At 68.1% G+C, this 17161-nt stretch carries 14 protein-coding genes; 2 read left to right on the forward strand and 12 right to left on the reverse strand.

Translation table 11 applies throughout. From position 1 onward, the window contains the following. Positions 1-383: 383 nt before the first annotated feature. Positions 384-1901, reverse strand: a complete 1518-nt coding sequence (lysS, locus tag LG380_RS05025; RefSeq protein WP_225763878.1) for a lysine--tRNA ligase — start codon at positions 1899-1901, stop codon at positions 384-386. Between the two features lie 95 nt (positions 1902-1996). Further along, a protein-coding gene (gene prfB, locus LG380_RS05030) for a peptide chain release factor 2 (RefSeq protein ID WP_225763879.1) occupies positions 1997-3122 on the reverse strand; the annotation gives its coding sequence in 2 pieces (ribosomal slippage) (positions 1997-3046 and positions 3048-3122; 1125 coding nt in all). Positions 3123-3287: 165 nt separating this feature from the next. Here prfB and LG380_RS05035 point away from each other — a divergent pair. Further along, on the forward strand, positions 3288-4430 hold the full coding sequence (locus LG380_RS05035; RefSeq protein ID WP_225763880.1) for an ABC transporter substrate-binding protein: 1143 nt from the start codon (positions 3288-3290) through the stop codon (positions 4428-4430). 139 nt (positions 4431-4569) lie between these two features. Here the strand turns inward: LG380_RS05035 and recJ are convergent, their stop codons facing one another. From recJ to LG380_RS05070, 7 genes are all read right to left on the reverse strand, one after another. Beyond that, positions 4570-6348 (reverse strand): single-stranded-DNA-specific exonuclease RecJ, encoded by a 1779-nt coding sequence (recJ, locus tag LG380_RS05040; RefSeq protein WP_225763881.1) that lies wholly within the window; start codon positions 6346-6348, stop codon positions 4570-4572. 107 nt (positions 6349-6455) lie between these two features. Further along, positions 6456-7376, reverse strand: coding sequence for a phosphoglycerate mutase (locus tag LG380_RS05045; RefSeq protein ID WP_225763882.1), 921 nt, complete (start codon positions 7374-7376; stop codon positions 6456-6458). 1 nt (position 7377) lies between these two features. After that, positions 7378-7854 carry a transcription elongation factor GreA gene (gene greA / locus LG380_RS05050; protein WP_225763883.1) on the reverse strand — a complete coding sequence of 159 codons (477 nt, stop codon included), beginning with the start codon at positions 7852-7854 and terminating at the stop codon, positions 7378-7380. Next, entirely contained in the window at positions 7851-11093 is a 3243-nt protein-coding gene (gene carB / locus LG380_RS05055; RefSeq protein ID WP_225763884.1) for a carbamoyl-phosphate synthase large subunit, read from the reverse strand. Before carB ends, greA begins: the two co-directional genes overlap by 4 nt. Before the next feature lie 99 nt (positions 11094-11192). Next, positions 11193-12320 carry a glutamine-hydrolyzing carbamoyl-phosphate synthase small subunit gene (carA, locus tag LG380_RS05060; protein ID WP_225763885.1) on the reverse strand — a complete coding sequence of 376 codons (1128 nt, stop codon included), beginning with the start codon at positions 12318-12320 and terminating at the stop codon, positions 11193-11195. A 207-nt stretch (positions 12321-12527) separates the two neighbouring features. Then, complete coding sequence (dapB, locus tag LG380_RS05065; RefSeq protein WP_225763886.1) at positions 12528-13244, reverse strand: 4-hydroxy-tetrahydrodipicolinate reductase; 717 nt, start codon at positions 13242-13244, stop codon at positions 12528-12530. Between the two features lie 62 nt (positions 13245-13306). Beyond that, positions 13307-13813 carry a nuclear transport factor 2 family protein gene (locus tag LG380_RS05070; RefSeq protein ID WP_225763887.1) on the reverse strand — a complete coding sequence of 169 codons (507 nt, stop codon included), beginning with the start codon at positions 13811-13813 and terminating at the stop codon, positions 13307-13309. Positions 13814-13895: 82 nt separating this feature from the next. On the opposite strand from LG380_RS05070, the gene LG380_RS05075 reads away from it, so the two are divergent. Further along, a complete protein-coding gene (locus tag LG380_RS05075) occupies positions 13896-14657 on the forward strand; it encodes a 3-oxoacyl-ACP reductase (RefSeq protein WP_225763888.1) in 762 nt (253 codons plus the stop codon). Between the two features lie 57 nt (positions 14658-14714). Here LG380_RS05075 and LG380_RS05080 read toward each other — a convergent pair whose 3' ends face one another. The 3 genes from LG380_RS05080 to LG380_RS05090 are packed head-to-tail and all read right to left on the reverse strand — an operon-like array spanning position 14715 to position 17073. Continuing rightward, the gene (locus tag LG380_RS05080) at positions 14715-14969 is read right to left on the reverse strand and encodes a DUF6587 family protein (RefSeq protein ID WP_225763889.1); all 255 of its coding nucleotides are present in this window, start codon (positions 14967-14969) and stop codon (positions 14715-14717) included. A gap of 2 nt (positions 14970-14971) precedes the next feature. Next, a complete protein-coding gene (feoB, locus tag LG380_RS05085) occupies positions 14972-16828 on the reverse strand; it encodes a ferrous iron transport protein B (protein WP_225763890.1) in 1857 nt (618 codons plus the stop codon). Then, positions 16825-17073: a FeoA family protein gene (locus tag LG380_RS05090; RefSeq protein WP_225763891.1), complete on the reverse strand. Its 249-nt coding sequence runs from the start codon at positions 17071-17073 to the stop codon at positions 16825-16827. Before LG380_RS05090 ends, feoB begins: the two co-directional genes overlap by 4 nt. Positions 17074-17161: the final 88 nt, after the last annotated feature.

Raw genomic sequence — 17161 nt, forward strand, 5'->3', positions numbered from 1 at the left:
GCCCGCGGCAGCGCCCCAATCGTGGGGACTGGCGGGGAAGCTGGCGGCCTGTGCGGCACCGCCCGGTGGACTGCTCTCGATCATCCCTCCCCCTCCCATGGCGTTGGTGACGTCGTGCGGTTGTTGCACTCTAGCGCCGTGGAGCCGGGGTTTCATCCATTGGCCCTGCCACGGCGCATCGGATTTTCCCTGACGTCCCCCTCCGCGATGCGAGCAAAAGCCCTCATCCGTACCGGGAATGCGGCGGACCGCGGCCGCGCGCCTTTCCCATTCAGATTCAGGCGGAAGGGCGGCCCAGAATAAAAACCCCCAGCGGGCGCCCGGCCTGGACCAGGACACCGTCGGGGGTGGACGCAGCGCGGACTACAGGCCCGCCGGGCCGGTCAGTTTTCCGGGCGCATGTACGGGAACAGCAGCACGTCACGGATCGAGCTGCTGCCGGTCAGCAGCATCACCAGGCGGTCGATGCCGATGCCCAGGCCGCCGGTCGGGGCCATGCCGTACTCGAGCGCGCGGATGTAGTCGGCGTCGAAATGCATGGCCTCGTCGTCGCCGGCATCCTTGGCCTCGACCTGGGCCTTGAAGCGCGCGGCCTGGTCTTCCGGGTCGTTCAACTCGGAGAAGCCGTTGGCCAGTTCCTTGCCGTTGATGAACAGTTCGAAGCGGTCGGTGTAGCCGGGCTCGGTGTCGCTGGAACGGGCCAGCGGCGAGACCTCGACCGGGTGGTCAGTGATGAAGGTCGGCTGCACCAGGTGGTGCTCGACGGTGGCCTCGAAGATCTCCAGGAGCAACTTGCCCCAGCCGTAGGACGGCTTGACCCGGATCTTCAGGCGCTCGCAGTGGCGTAGCAGCGCCTCGCGATCGGTGCAGTCGGCGGCGGTGATTTCCGGGTTGTAGTGGCGCACGGCCTCGTCCATGCGCCAGCGGCGGAACGCCGGGCCCAGGTCGATCTTCGCGCCGTCCCACTCCACTTCGGTGGTGCCCAGCACCTGCACGGCGACGTCGCGGATCACGCCTTCGGTCAGGTCCATGACCTCGTGGTACGTGGCGTAGGCCTCGTACAGCTCCATCATGGTGAATTCCGGGTTGTGGCGGGTGGACACGCCTTCGTTGCGGAAGTTGCGGTTGATCTCGTACACGCGCTCCAGGCCACCGACGACCAGGCGCTTGAGGTAGAGCTCCGGCGCCACGCGCAGGTACAGGTCCAGGTCCAGCGCGTTGTGGTGGGTGGTGAACGGCTTGGCCGTCGCGCCGCCGGGGATGTAATGCATCATCGGCGTCTCGACTTCGAGGAAGTCGCGGTTGTCCAGCCACGCGCGGATCGCACGGATGATCTTGGAGCGCTTGATGAAGACCTCGCGTGACTCGGGAGTCACGATCAGGTCGACATAACGCTGGCGGTAGCGCTGCTCCACATCGGCCAGGCCGTGGAACTTGTCCGGCAGCGGACGCAGCGACTTGACCAGCAGGCGGATCGCACTGGCCTTGACCGACAGCTCGCCGGTCTTGGTGCGGGTCAGCCCGCCCTCGACGGCGATGATGTCGCCGATGTCCCAGCCCTTGAAGGCGGCGTAGACATCACCCAGCGCGTTGGACTGCAGGAACAGCTGGATGCGGCCGGACTCGTCCTGGATCTGGGCGAAGCTGGCCTTGCCCATCACGCGCTTGGCCATCAGCCGGCCGGCCATCCTCACCGTACGGCCAGAGGCTTCCAACGCTTCGGCGCTCCACGTCTCCGCATCGGCGAACTCGGCCTGCAGCGGGCCGGCGAACTGCTCTCGGCGGAAGTCGTTGGGGTACGCGATGCCCTGCCCCCGCAGCGCGGTGAGTTTGGCCCGGCGTTCGGCGATGAGGCTGTTCTCGTCGACGGCGGGTTGCGGCGCGGGGTTCTGGTCGTTCATGGCGTTGGGTCAGCTATTGCGGGGGAAGGAAACAACCGGCCGTTCGGCCGGGATGGAACAAGGCAACGGCCGTCCGCGGGGACGGCCGTGCCCAATCACGCGTCGGCGCGTTTGGCGCCGGCCTGCAAGCCGGACTTCAGGCTGGCCTCGATGAACTCGTCGAGGTCGCCGTCGAGCACCTTCTGCGTATCGGTACGCTCGATGCCGGTACGCAGGTCCTTGATGCGGCTCTGGTCCAGCACGTAGTTGCGGATCTGGCTGCCCCAGCCGATGTCGGACTTGGTGGCTTCCACCGCATCGCGCTCGGCGTTGCGCTTCTGCACTTCCAGCTCGTACAGGCGCGCGGCCAGCATCTTCATCGCGCGGTCGCGGTTGGCGTGCTGGCTGCGTTCGGTCTGGCAGGCCACGACCACGCCGGTCGGCACGTGGGTGATGCGCACCGCCGACTCGGTCTTGTTCACGTGCTGGCCGCCGGCACCGGAGGAACGGTACACGTCGGTCTTCAGGTCGGCCGGGTTGATGTTCACTTCGATGCTGTCGTCGACTTCCGGCGACACGAACACCGAGGTGAAGCTGGTATGGCGACGGTTGTCCGAGTCGAACGGCGACTTGCGCACCAGGCGGTGCACGCCGGTCTCGGTCTTCAGCCAGCCATAGGCGAAATCGCCCTCGACGCGGAACGTCGCCGACTTGATGCCGGCCACGTCGCCGCCGGAGACTTCCAGCAGCTCGGTCTTCCAGCCACGGCTTTCGCACCAGCGCAGGTACATGCGCAGCAGGATCTCGGCCCAGTCCTGGGCTTCGGTACCACCGGCGCCGGCCTGGATGTCGACGAAGGCGCTGGCCGAGTCCATCTCACCGGAGAACATGCGCTGGAATTCCAGCTTCTCGATATGGGCCTGGTACTTGTCCAGGTCGGCGACCACCGCCAGCGCGGTCTCCTCGTCCTGTTCGGATTCGGCCAGCTCGAGCAGCTCGCTGCCCTCGGACAGGCCATCAAGGACCGAGGCGATGCCGAGCACGGTCTTTTCCAGGCTGGAACGCTCGCGACCCAGGTTCTGGGCGTATTCGGCGTTGTTCCAGACGTCGGGGCTTTCCAGCTCCCGGGTTACTTCCTCAAGACGCTCTTTCTTGGCGTCGTAGTCAAAGATACCCCCTGAGCGAGACCACGCGATCGGTCAGATCGGTGATTCGCTGGCGGATGGGATTGAGTTCGATCATGGGTCAATGCTTGGAAGGCAGACAAGGGCCAAATTCTAGCATCGCGCCGCCCTGCAGGCGCGGCTTGCGACCCGGCCTCGCCCCTCCACGACAGAGCGCTCGCCCGCGTAGAATTCCGCGCTTCGCGCCAGGCACGGCGCCTACTCCGACCCAAGGAAGCCCCGCTTGAACATCCGTCCCGCATTGCTGCTGCTCGCCCTGTCCCTGCCGCTGGCCGGGGTCTCCTGCAAGAAGGTCGACTTTGGCGCCCCTGCGAAACTGCAGACCGGCCAGACGGTTTCAGGCGAGATCACCTCCTCCAGCCCGCTCAACTACAACAACGGCAGCCACCACCGCGTCTACGAGCTCAGCATGCAGAAGGACCAGGCCGTGGCGCTGGAACTGACCGGCGCGCTGTCCGGCCAGCTGTCGGTGTTCGATGGGCGCTCGCTGTTGGCACGCGCCATTGACGCGGCAAATGGGGATGGCGAGGAAAGCCGCCGCGGCACCGTGGGCCTGGCCTTCCGCGCTCCGCACGACGGCAATTACCTGGTGGCGGTGAGCGGGGAAAGCGCCGACGCCTTTGGCCCGTTCCAGCTCTCCACCACCCGCATCACCCCGTACGAAGGCAAGCCGCTGCCGGTCGCGGGCGAGATCACCGACTGGATGCTGCAGGACAAACAGCAGTACACGCTGGAGGTCGAAAACGCTGGTCTCTACAAGATCAGCATGGACTCTGACGTGCTGGATCCGAAGCTGGCCCTGTCCGGCAAGGACGTCGAGGCCGAGGATGACGACGGCGGAGAGAACCTCAATGCGCGCATCAGGACCTACCTGCAGCCGGGCAAGTACACCGTCTCGGCGACTGCTGTGAACGGGAACACCGGTGAGTTCAAGCTGCGCATCGCATCCGATGCCACGGACCCGGCACTGGCCGTGCGCGACGGCACGGCGCTGGTGCCGGGCCAGGCCGTGCGTGGCGTGGTCGATTCGCGCGGGCGTCGCAGCTTCACCCTGGAGCTGAGCAAGATCACCGGCATCCAGCTGGATGCAATCTCCGATGATTTCGACACCGTGCTGTCGATCAGCGGCCCGGGCGTCCGTCAGGAAGACGACGATGGCGGGGCCGGCACCAATTCGCGCCTGGTCCTGGGCCTGGATCCGGGCCGCTACACCGTTACCGTGGCCAGCCTCGGCGACCGGCAGGGCACGTTCGAGCTGGAAGCGACCCTGCTGGACGCCTCCGACCTGCGGCGGATGATCTCGGAAGCCGCTGCGGAAGCAACTGCCGCTGCCGAGTCCGCAACTGCCGAAGCCGAAGCCGAGTAAGCCAGCTCAACCGCCCTCCCTTGTCCATTACAGGCAAGGAGTGGCCAGCGCGACGACGCCTACCCCGCGCGCCTTGATTCCAGCGCCTGCCGCAACAGCGGCAGGCAGCGGCGGCGTCGCGCGGCGCCACCGGCCTTGATCAGGCCGGAGTGGCTTCCATCCGTACGCCGGCAGCAACGCCGGCATCCTCGATCGCGGCGCAGTATTCGACGATCAGCTGGACCGCATCGCCACCTCGGTAATCGTCCTCGGCAAGACGGTAGGCCAGGTGCACGCGCGCTGACGGCGCCACGCCCTGCCAGCCACCGAAATGGATGGCGTTGAGCTCACGGCCACCGGCGGTACGCAGCACCAGCCTGAGGTGACGCTCCTTGAGCACGCGCCACTGCACGACCGAGAACACCCCATCAAACAGCGGCTCTTCAAAGCCCTGCCCCCACGGTCCGGCGGCACGCAACGCCCGCGCGTGCGAGGCATCCAGCTCGTGGTCGGCCAGTTCGCCATCGCTGAGCAGTTCGGCCTGCAGCTGGTGCGGTTGCAGACAGCGGCCTGCTTCGGCCTGGAAGGCGGCGGTGAACGCAGCCAGGTGTTCGGCAGGGAGACTCAGGCCCGCGGCCATGGCGTGGCCACCGAACTTGTCCATCAGCCCCGGCGCGAGCGCATTTACTGCTGCCAAGGCATCGCGGATGTGGAAGCCGGGAATCGAACGCGCCGAGCCGCGCAGCATCGTGCTGCCGGGTTCGGCCGGGGCGAAGGCGATCACCGGACGATAGAGCTGGTCCTTCATCTTCGAGGCGACCAGGCCGATCACGCCCGGGTGCCACTCCGGGTCATACAGGCAGGCCGCCAGCGGGCGGGAATCCAGTGACAGCCCCTGCACCCGTGCCACCGCCGCCTGCGCCTCATCGGTCATCTGCTGCTGGACCGCGCGACGTTCGCTGTTGATCTCTTCCAGCAGCTGGGCGATGTCGGCGGCACGCGCCGGGTCGTCGGTGAGCAGCAGCTCGATGCCCAGCGACATGTCTTCCAGGCGACCGGCGGCGTTGATGCGCGGGCCCAGTGCGAAGCCAATATCGCTGGCCGACAGCTTTGCCGCGTGGCGGCCACTGGCGCGGATCAGCGCCTGCAACCCGACACTGCCCTGCCCGGCACGCAGGCGGCGCAGGCCGGCGGCGACCAGGGCCCGGTTGTTGGCATCCAGCGGCACCAGATCGGCCACGGTGCCCACGGCCACCAGGTCCAGCAGCACGCCAAGGTCCGGTTCGGCACCGGGCGCGAACACGCCCTGGCGGCGCAGGTGCGCACGCAGGGCCAGCAGCACGTAGAACATCACGCCCACGCCGGCCAGCGCCTTGCTGGGAAAGCCGTCGTCGCCCCGGTTGGGATTGACGATGGCATCGGCCGGCGGCAACTGCGGACCGGGCAGATGGTGATCGGTGACCAGCACCTGCCAGCCCAGCGCCTTGGCCGCAGTGACCCCGGGCAGGCAGGCAATGCCGTGATCGACGGTCACGAGCAGGTCCGGCTGCAGCGCCGCCAGCTCGGCGACCAGTCCGACCGAGAGGCCGTAGCCATGTTCGATGCGGTTGGGCACCGCGTGCACCACGTCAGTGGCCCCCAGCAGGCGCAGGCCGCGGACTGCCAGCGCGGTGGCGGTCGCGCCATCGCAGTCGAAGTCGCCGACGACCAGGATGCGCTTGCGCTGGGAAATCGCCGTGGCCAGCAGTTCCACGGCGGCGTCGATGCCCTGCAGTTGTTCCGGCGGATGCAGCTGGGCCAGGCGCGGCTGCGCGAGGTGGGCGTCGGTGGCGCCGCGCGCGGCGTACAGCCGGCACAGCAGCGGCAACATCTGCGCAGGCCACTGCCCGGGATCAGGGATCGGGCGACGGCTGATGCGCGGACTATGGCTGGAATTCAAGGCAACAACTCACGGGGCGGTCGCCATGTGGCGACGGTTGGACGCAATGATAGCCGCGCGGTTTGCCGGCTCCCGCCGGTTCAGCCCAAGCGGCCGCGACGCGGCACTCAGGCCGCGTGCAGTTGCGCTGGACGACGCCAGAAACGCCAGCGCTGCGACGCTTCCAGGCTGTAGCGCGCGCCGTCGGCGAAATCCAGTACCAGCCGGCGCAGCTCACCACGCCCCAGAGCGGCCAGCAGCGGCGTGATCGCCTCGTTGCCAAGCTGGTCCAGCGAACGCAGGTGGCGCAGGTCCACCAGCGCATCGACCTGCTGGCGGTTGTCGACGTCGGCACCTGCGGCCTTGGCCAGCGCCTGCAGCAGGCTGTCGCGGCTGCGTACCTGCATGTGCGGCGAATCCACCGCCTGCGGCAGGCTGCCCGCGCCCCAGAACCACAGCGAATTGATCGCCGGTTTGCCCTGCGCCTTGCGCACGTGGTTCCACGGATGCTGGTGCAGCAGCACCTGCGCCTCGGTCAGCAGCGCACGCCAGCGGCGCGCGCCCTCGCCTTCGGGCAGGTAGGCGAACAGGTCATCGCCGAGCACTTCGTCCGGGCCGGTGAATACCGGCAACGCGGCATCGGCCGGCAGCCGTACGTACCAGCGCGACGGCACCGGTGCGTCGATCCCGAAACCGGCTTCGGCGAACAACGTCTGCAACGCCGGCAGCAGGGCGGCGGCGTCCTCTTCGGTCGGCGCCAGGGTCTCGCCATGGCCCATCAGCCGCGCACCCTGCATGTCCGGCACCACGTAGGCCGGATCGGCACGCAACCAGCAGGCCTCGGCGGCGTCGCCGACGTCGAGCTGGCGGGTCAGTGCGGCGACCGGCCAGCCGTCTGGGCTGATGCTGAAATGGCGACGCAACTGCGGCTGCTCGCCCGGCTGCTCCTGGCTGTGGTCGGAGCGGCCCAGTGCACGGGCCACGCCGTCCGGCAGCGCGGTGGCCGGAAACCGATCACGCGCCGGCAGCAGCAGCGTGGCCGTGGACATGTCAGTCGATGTACTCGACGGTGACGATCTCGTACTCGCGCTGTCCGGCCGGGGCGTCGATCACGATGGTGTCGCCTTCCTGCTTGCCGATCAGCGCACGCGCCACCGGCGAGGAGATCGCGATCAGGCCGAGCTTGATGTCGGCCTCGAGGTCGCCCACCAGCTGGTAGCGACGCTCCTCGTCGGTTTCCACGTCGGCCAGGGTGACGGTCGCGCCGAACACCACCTTGGTGCCCGCATTGAGCTTGCTGATGTCGATGATCTCGGCGTGCGAAAGCTCGCCTTCCAGCTGCTTGATGCGGCCTTCGATGAAGCCCTGCTCCTCGCGCGCGGCGTGGTACTCGGCGTTCTCCTTCAGGTCGCCATGCTCGCGCGCCTCGGCGATCGCGGCGATGACCTTCGGCCGCTTGACCGACTTCAGGTGTTCCAGCTCCTCACGCAGGCGCTGGGCGCCCTTTGCGGTGATCGGTGCCCTCATGCTTCCAGCTCCTTGTGCAGTTCCTGCAGGGCCCAGACCGGACCGGTGCCACGGAATTCCAGCGATTGCACCAGCGCCTTGGCGCCGGCGACGGTGGTCGAATAGGTCACGCGCGCCTGCAGCGCCTCGCGACGGATCGAGAACGAGTCAGTGATGGCCGAACGGCCCTCGGTCGTGTTGACGATATACACGATCTCGCCGTTCTTGATCGAATCGACGATGTGCGGACGGCCTTCGACCACCTTGTTGACGATTTCGCATTCCAGCCCGTTCTCCTGCAGCCACGCGCCGGTGCCACGGGTGGCGACCAGGGTGTAGCCGCGCTCGACCAGCGCCTGGGCGACCGGCAGCACGCGCTTCTTGTCCGGGTCACGCACCGACACGAACGCCTTCCCCAGCGGCGGGGTCTTGATGCCACCGGCTTCCTGCGCACGCGCGAAGGCGGCGCTGAAGGTGCGGCCCACGCCCATCACCTCGCCAGTGGAACGCATTTCCGGCCCGAGGATCGGGTCCACGCCCTGGAACTTGGCGAACGGGAAGATCGCTTCCTTGACCGAGTAGTAGTCCGGCACGATTTCCCGGGTCGCGCCCTGCTCGGCCAGCGTGGTGCCGGCCATGCAGCGGGCGGCGATCTTGGCCAGCGGCATGCCGGTGGCCTTGGACACGAACGGCACGGTGCGCGAGGCGCGTGGGTTCACTTCCAGCAGATAGACGACGTCGTTGCCGTCCTCGCCGACCTGGATCGCGAACTGGGTATTCATCAGGCCGACCACGTTCAGGGCCTTGGCCAGCTCCACCACCTGGCGGCGCAGCTCGGCCTGGGTGGCCGCCGACAGCGAGTACGGCGGCAGCGAGCACGAGGAGTCGCCCGAGTGCACGCCGGCTTCCTCGATGTGCTCCATCACGCCGCCGATCAGGACGTTGCCGTCCTTGTCGGCAATGATGTCCACGTCGCACTCGACCGCGGCATCGAGGAAGCGGTCCAGCAGCACTGGCGAATCATTGGACACCTTGACCGCGTCGCGCACGTAGCGCGCCAGGTCGGACTCGCCGTAGACGATCTCCATCGCGCGGCCACCGAGCACGTAGCTCGGGCGCACGACCAGCGGGTAGCCGATCTCGCGGGCCAGCACCAGCGCCTCGTCGGCGTTGCGGGCGATGCGGTTCGGCGGCTGCTTCAGGCCCAGCTTGTCGACCAGCTGCTGGAAGCGCTCGCGGTCCTCCGCCAGGTCGATCGAATCCGGACTGGTGCCGATCACCGGCACGCCGTTGGCTTCCAGCGCACGGGCGAGCTTGAGCGGGGTCTGGCCGCCGTACTGCACGATCACGCCCTTGGGCTGCTCGAGCTCGACGATCTCCAGCACGTCTTCCAGCGTCAGCGGCTCGAAGTACAGGCGGTCGGAGGTGTCGTAGTCGGTGGAAACCGTCTCCGGGTTGCAGTTGACCATGATGGTTTCATAGCCGTCCTCGCGCAGGGCGAGCGCGGCATGCACGCAGCAGTAGTCGAACTCGATACCCTGGCCGATGCGGTTCGGACCGCCGCCCAGGATCATGATCTTCTCGCGATTGCTCGGGTTGGCCTCGCACTCGTCCTCGTAGGTCGAGTACAGGTAGGCGGTGGAGGTGGCGAACTCGGCCGCACACGAGTCCACGCGCTTGTACACCGGGCGCACCTTGTGCGCGCGGCGCAGGGCACGGATCGCGGCCTCGTTGGTGCCGGTCAGCTGGGCCAGGCGGGCGTCGGAGAAACCGGCGCGCTTGAGCTTGCGCAGGCGCGCACCGTCCAGCGCGTCGATGCCTTCAGCGGCGACCTGCTGCTCGGCGGCGATGATTTCCTCGATCTGGTCCAGGAACCACGGGTCGATGAACGACAGGTTGTAGACCTCTTCCACGCTCATGCCGGCGCGGAACGCATCACCCACGTAGAACAGGCGCTCCGGGCCCGGGGCCTTGAGCTCGCGCTTGAGCGTGGTGATGTCGTCGGCGTTGGCCAGGTCCAGGCCGGTCGGGTCCAGGCCGATCTTGCCGGTCTCCAGGCCACGCAGCGCCTTCTGCAGCGACTCCTGGAAGGTGCGGCCCATGGCCATCACCTCGCCCACCGACTTCATCTGGGTGGTCAGGCGTGCATCGGCGGCCGGGAACTTCTCGAAGGCGAAACGCGGGATCTTGGTGACGACGTAGTCGATCGACGGCTCGAACGACGCCGGGGTCAGGCCGCCGGTGATCTCGTTCTTCAGCTCGGCCAGGGTGTAGCCGACGGCCAGTTTCGCGGCGACCTTGGCGATCGGGAAGCCGGTGGCCTTGGAGGCCAGCGCCGAGGAACGCGACACGCGCGGGTTCATCTCGATCACCACCACGCGGCCATTGCGCGGGTTGATGCCGAACTGCACGTTGGAACCGCCGGTGTCCACCCCGATCTTGCGCAGCACGGCGATGGAGGCATCGCGCAGGCGCTGGTATTCCTTGTCGGTCAGGGTCTGCGCCGGGGCCACGGTGATCGAGTCACCGGTGTGCACGCCCATCGGGTCCAGGTTCTCGATCGAGCAGACGATGATGCAGTTGTCCGCGGTGTCGCGGACCACTTCCATCTCGAATTCCTTCCAGCCCAGCACCGACTCTTCCACCAGCACCTCGGTGGTCGGCGACAGCTCCAGGCCGCGGTTCACGATCTCGATCAGTTCCTCGCGGTTGTAGGCGATGCCGCCACCGCTGCCGCCCAGGGTGAAGGACGGACGGATGATGGTCGGGTAGCCGACGGTAGCCTGGATCTCCAGCGCCTCTTCCAGGGTGTGGGCGACGGCGGCCTTCGGGCACTCCAAGCCGATCTCGCCCATGGCCACGCGGAACAGTTCGCGGTCCTCGGCCATGCGGATGGCTTCGCGCTTGGCGCCGATCAGCTCGACGTTGTACTTCTCCAGCACGCCGTGGTCGGCCAGGTCCAGCGCGCAGTTCAGCGCGGTCTGGCCGCCCATGGTCGGCAGCAGCGCGTCCGGGCGCTCCTTGGCGATGATCTTCTCGACGGTCTGCCAGTTGATCGGCTCGATGTAGACGGCGTCGGCCATCTCCGGGTCGGTCATGATCGTGGCCGGGTTCGAGTTCACCAGCACCACGCGGTAACCCTCGTCGCGCAGCGCCTTGCACGCCTGCGCGCCGGAATAGTCGAACTCGCAGGCCTGGCCGATGACGATCGGACCGGCGCCGATGATCAGGATGGTTTTTAGGTCGGTGCGCTTTGGCATCTTCGTACTCGAAATTTGGTGCGGCGGGACCGCAGGGGCGGCGTGGGCGCGAAGGCCCGGCGCCTACGACCCGCCGCACGCGGCGGACCAGGCAATGACTCAGGCGCGGGCGGCGGCCATCATCTCGACAAAACGGTCAAACAGCGGCGCCACGTCATGCGGACCCGGCGAGGCTTCCGGATGGCCCTGGAAGGAGAACGCCGGCACGTCGGTGCGGGCGATGCCCTGGTTGGTGCCGTCGAACAGCGAGCGGTGGGTCACGCGCAGGCTCGCCGGCAGGCTGGCCTCGTCCACGGCGAAACCGTGGTTCTGGGAGGTGATCATCACCCGGCCGCTGTCCAGGTCCTGGACCGGATGGTTGGCGCCGTGGTGGCCGTGGCCCATCTTGACCGTCTTGGCACCGGAGGCCAGCGCCAGCAACTGGTGGCCCAGGCAGATGCCGAAGGTCGGGATCTTCCTTTCGGTGAACACCTTGATCGCGGCGATCGCGTAGTCGCACGGCTCCGGGTCACCGGGGCCGTTGGACAGGAACACGCCGTCCGGATTCATCGCCAGCACGTCGGCGGCCGGGGTCTGCGCCGGCACCACGGTGACCTCGCAGCCGCGCTCGGCGAGCATGCGCAGGATGTTGGTCTTCACGCCGAAGTCGTAGGCCACCACCTTGTACTGCGGCGCGGCCTTGACGAACTCGTTGCGGTCCAGGTCCAGCTGGCCGTCCTTCCACGCGTACGGCTTGTCGGTGGACACGACCTTGGCCAGGTCCATGCCCTTCAGGCCCGGGAACTTGCGCGCTGCTTCCAGCGCCTTTTCCACGTCGATCTCGCCGGCCATCAGCGCGCCGTTCTGCGCGCCGCGCTCGCGCAGGATGCGCGTCAGCTTGCGGGTATCGATGCCGGCGATGGCGACCACGCCGCGCTGCACCAGCCAGTCCTGCAGCGACATCTGGCTGCGCCAGTTGCTGGGACGACGCGGTACGTCGCGCACGATCAGGCCCGCGGACCAGACCTTGGCGGCCTCGTCGTCCTGGTCGGTCATGCCGGTGTTGCCGATGTGCGGATAGGTCAGCGTGACCATCTGACGGGCGTAGGACGGATCGGTCAGGACTTCCTGGTAGCCGGTCATGGCGGTGTTGAACACCACCTCGCCGACGGACAGGCCGTTGGCGCCTACGGATTCGCCCTCGAACACGGTGCCGTCTTCGAGGACAAGGATTGCGGGTTGGGTCACGGGAATCTCGCTCTGTCTGCGGGGGACTCCGATGCGCACCGGGGCAAAAACCGGTTGCAGCAAAGCGCGGACGCAGTCCCAAGGACCGGTCCGACGCTGGGTTCGGGCAAGCGGGAATTGTAGCGACAAGGACCCGGCAGCACCAGTGTGAATGCGGTCGCGAGGCCGTGCGTGGTCACCCGCGACGACGCCGGTTCAGGCTGGCGATCAGTCCAGCAGGTCGCGCACCCGGTAGCTGCCGGGCGCCTTGCCCCGCAGACGCCTTGCGGCGTGGAGCGCGCCACGGGCGAAGATGTCGCGGTTGGTGGCGCGATGCACCAGTTCGATGCGCTCGCCCAGCCCGGTGAACTGCACCAGGTGCTCGCCGACGATGTCGCCGGCGCGCAGGCTGGCGTAATGCGGCTGTGCCCCGCCCCGCTGCGCCGCCGCCCCCAGGGTCAGGGCGGTGCCCGAAGGCGCGTCCTTCTTCTGGGTGTGGTGCGACTCGACGATGTCGCAGTCCCACGCGGCGAGCGCCTGGGCGGCACGCTCGACCAGCTCATCGAGCACGGCCACGCCGAGGCTGAAATTGGAGGCCCACACCAGCGGGATCTTCCCGGCCGAGGCGGCCAGGGCCTCGCGCTGGGCCGGGCTGATGCCGGTGGTGCCGGACACAAAGCCCGCGCCGCGGGCCACGCACAGGGCCAGGATAGGATCGAAGCCTTCGGGCAGGCTGAAATCTATCGCCACGTCGAAGGCCGGCGCCCCGCCCATTTCCCGGGCGGCGAAGTGTGGCACGCCGTCGATCACGCGCTGGCTCGGCGGCCGCCCGACCACGGCACCGACGACCTGCAGGCTTTCGTCCTCGGCCGCCAGCCGCAGCAGGGCCTTGCCCATGCGGCCGGAAGCACCGTGGATGAGTACGCGAAGTGGAGTGTTGTTCATCGCCGCACGCTAACGCCCCGGCGTGCCAGCGGCAAGGGTCGATGCGCCCCGATTGCTGCCACTCAGCGGTAGGCCGGGCCCATCAGGGTGGTGCCGGTGCTGCGCGTGGCAAGCATCTTCCAGCGCTTGCGCACCACCACGTCGCGCGTGCGCGAGGTCATGCGGATGCCGGGCATTTCCAGCGTGGAGCGGCTCTCCACCTCGGCCGAGCGCTTGTCCGGCGCGATCCTGATGCTGACCAGGGTGTACTTGAGCCGGACCGGCGAGCGCCCGCCCATCGCCCCCTGCAACTGGCGCAGCCGCGCCATCGTTTCGGCCGTGGCCCGGCAGTAACCCTCGCGGTCGAACGTTTCGCGCTGTTCCATCGACTCGATGCGGGTCACGCTGACCTGCTCGAAGTCCTCGTCCACCATCGCGCAAAGCCGCTCGTCGTCGAAGGCGAGCATCGCCTGCTCGGCACTGGCGTAGTAATCACGGACCTTCGCTTCGTCCAGGCGATTGCCGCCGACGTTGTAGAACACCACGGCAGCCACGAAAACCGCCAACAGCACCAGTACCCGCATTGCCATTCCCCCTTGATCCCGCTTCCTGCGATAGACGAAGTCTATATGGCTGCTACGCTTGCGTGCCATCCAATCGAGCGGATCGACCATGCAGATTTCCAGCCAGCTCGTCCTCGTCACCGGCGCGGCCCGGGGCCTGGGCCAGTCACTGGCACGCGCCTTTGCCGGCGAAGGTGCGCAGTTGCTGATCAACTACCACCGCAGCCACGACGCCGCCCAGGCGCTGGCCGCCGAGCTCGGCCCGCAGGCGCTGGCCATCGCCGCGGACGTGCGCGACCCGGCCCAGGTGCAGGCGATGGTGGCGAAGGCGGAGCAGCACTTCGGACGCCCGGTCAGCACCGTGGTCAACAACGCGCTGGTGGATTTTTCCTTCAACGGCGACGCGCGGCCAAAGCCGGACCGCATCGACTGGCAGGCGTTCAATGCCCAGTTCGAAGGCAGCGTGCGCGGCGCGCTCAATACCGTGCAGGCCGCCCTGCCCGGCATGCGCACGCAGAAGTTCGGGCGGGTGATCAACGTCGGTACCAACCTGTTCCAGAACCCGGTGGTGCCGTACCACGACTACACCGCCGGCAAGGCCGCCCTGCTCTCGCTGACCCGCACCCTGGCCGGCGATCTCGGGCCCGACGGGATCACGGTCAACATGGTGTCCGGTGGCCTGCTGCGTACCACCGACGCCAGCGCGGCCACGCCGGAAGCGGTGTTCGACTACATCGCCGCCAACACCCCGCTGCGCAGCGTGACCACGCCGGATGAGTTCGCCGATGCGGCGCTGTTCTTCGCCAGCCCGTGGTCGCGTGCGGTGACCGGGCAGAACCTGGTGGTCGACGGCGGCCTGGTCCGCGACTGAGTCGCGGGATTCCAGACTCAAGAAACAAGAAGCCGGCATTGCGCCGGCTTCCTTCATTCAGTGTTGCCGCGGCTTGGTCGGCCCGCAACTGTCGCAGCCACCACAGGCGCTGCCGCCCCCCACGGCGGGCGGTGCCAGCTTCCTGCCCAGCCGCCGCAGCCACGCCGCGCGCCCGTCGCGTACCAGCCACAGCGCCAGCGCACCGCGCAACGAGCGTTCCAGTCCCGGCGCACGTTTACGGACCACCACCGCGGCGCTGACCAGCACCGCGATCGCGATCACCACGTACTGCCAGAACAGCGCCGCGTCCATGCTCAGCCGGCCCCCAGCGCCACGGCCACCTGGTAGGTCACCAACGCGGCCAGACAGGCCAGGCCGAACAGGTAGAAGGTGGCAAAGCCGGTCTGCTTCCAGCTGTTGGTCTCGCGCTTGATGGTGGCCAGGGTGGAGATGCACATCGGCGCGTAGATGAACCAAACCAGCAGCGACAGGCCGGTGGCCAGCGACCAGCCATCGCTGATCACCGGCGACAGCGCCTCGATCGCCGCATCGTCATCGGCCGCCGACAGCGCGTACACCGTGGCCAGCGAGGACACCGCCACCTCGCGCGCCGCCATGCCCGGGATCAGCGCAATGCAGATCTGCCAGTTGAAGCCCAGCGGCGCGAAGAACACCGCCATCGCGTGGCCGATGCGGCCGGCGAAGCTGTAGTCGATGGCCGGCATCGTCGCATCGGCCGGCGCGGCCGGGAACGAGAGCAGGAACCACAGCAGGATGGTCAGCGCCAGGATGATGCCGCCCACGCGCTTGAGGAAGATCATGCCGCGCTCGTACAGGCCAACGGCAAGGTCGCGCGGATGCGGGATGCGGTAGGACGGCAGTTCCAGCAGCAGCGGGTGCTCGCCCTTGTCGCGGCGGAACTTCTTCATCACCCAGGACATGGCCAGCGCGCTGAGGATGCCGGCCACGTACAGCCCGAACAGCACCAGGCCCTGCAGGTTGAACCAGCCGACCTCGCGCGACGGGATGAAGGCGCCGATCAGCAGTGCGTAGACCGGCAGCCGCGCCGAACAGGTCATCAGCGGCGCCACCAGGATGGTGGCCAGGCGGTCACGCGGGTCCTGGATCGAGCGGGTGGACATGATTCCCGGCACCGCGCAGGCGAAGCTGGACAGCAGCGGGATGAACGAGCGCCCGGACAGGCCGGCGGCGGCCATCATCCGGTCCAGCAGGAACGCTGCGCGCGGCAGGTAACCCGATTCCTCCAGCGCGAGGATGAAAAGGAACAGGATCAGGATCTGCGGCAGGAAGATGATCACCCCGCCCAGGCCGGCAATGATGCCGTCGCTGATCAGGCTGGCCAGCGGGCCTTCGGGCAGGGTTGCCGCGGCCCACTCGCCCAGCGCGCCGGTGCCGGCGTCGATCAGGTCCATCAGTGGCGTGGCCCAGGCATAGACCGCCTGGAAGATCAGGAACATCACCACCGCCAGCGTGGCGAGGCCGGCAACCGGATGCAGCAGCCAGCGGTCCAGCGCGTCGTCCACGCGCGAGGTGCGCGTCGGCATGGTCACCGCGGCGGCGAGGATGTCGCGGACCTGGGCGTGGTAGTCCACGTCCTGGGCGGCCACGGCCACCGGCTCGGGCAGTTCGCTGCCGAGCGCGTCGATGCGTTCGACCAGGGCACGGGCGCCATTGCGCCGCACGGCCACCGTCTCCACCACCGGCACGCCCAGCGCCTGCTCCAGCGCGGCCACATCGACATGGATGCCACGGCGCTGCGCGGCGTCGACCATGTTCAGGGCCACGATCATCGGCCGGCCCAGCTCGCGCAGCTCCAGCGCAAAGCGCAGGTGCAGGCGCAGGTTGGTGGCGTCGATCACGCACACCAGGGCGTCCGGCGCGTCCTCGCCCGGGTAGAAACCCCGGCACAGGTCGCGGGTGATCGCCTCGTCCAGACTGGCCGGTTGCAGGCTGTAGGCGCCGGGCAGGTCCAGCACCGCGTATTCGCGGCCGGACGGCCCGCGCATGCGGCCTTCCTTGCGCTCCACGGTCACCCCCGTGTAGTTGGCCACCTTCTGGCGGCTGCCGGTGAGCTGGTTGAACAGCGCGGTCTTGCCGCTGTTCGGGTTGCCAACCAGGGCCAGGCGCAACATGCCGCTGGCAGCGCTCATGCAGCCGCTCCCGGGACCGTGACCTGGACCCGCGCCGCCTCGCTGCGACGCAGGGCGAACCGGGTGAAGCCGACCTGCACCAGCAGTGGCTCGGCGCCTACCGGACCACGGGCCACGACCTTCACTTCCTCTCCGTTGACGAAGCCAAGTTCCCTCAGCCTTCTGGCGATCGCATCGTTGGCGTGCAGTTCGCTTACCGACTCCACCAGCGCGGAGCCGTACAGCGGCAGGTCTGACAACATCACAGGGCTCAGGCCTTCACATTAATCAGGAATCGTTCTCATTCTAGCATCGCCGCGCCGCATCATGGCCGGGCCGCGGTGGCCCGCTATG

It is taken from the genome of Stenotrophomonas sp. Marseille-Q4652 (assembly GCF_916618915.1).
In the GTDB taxonomy this organism is placed as follows: Bacteria; Pseudomonadota; Gammaproteobacteria; order Xanthomonadales; family Xanthomonadaceae; genus Stenotrophomonas.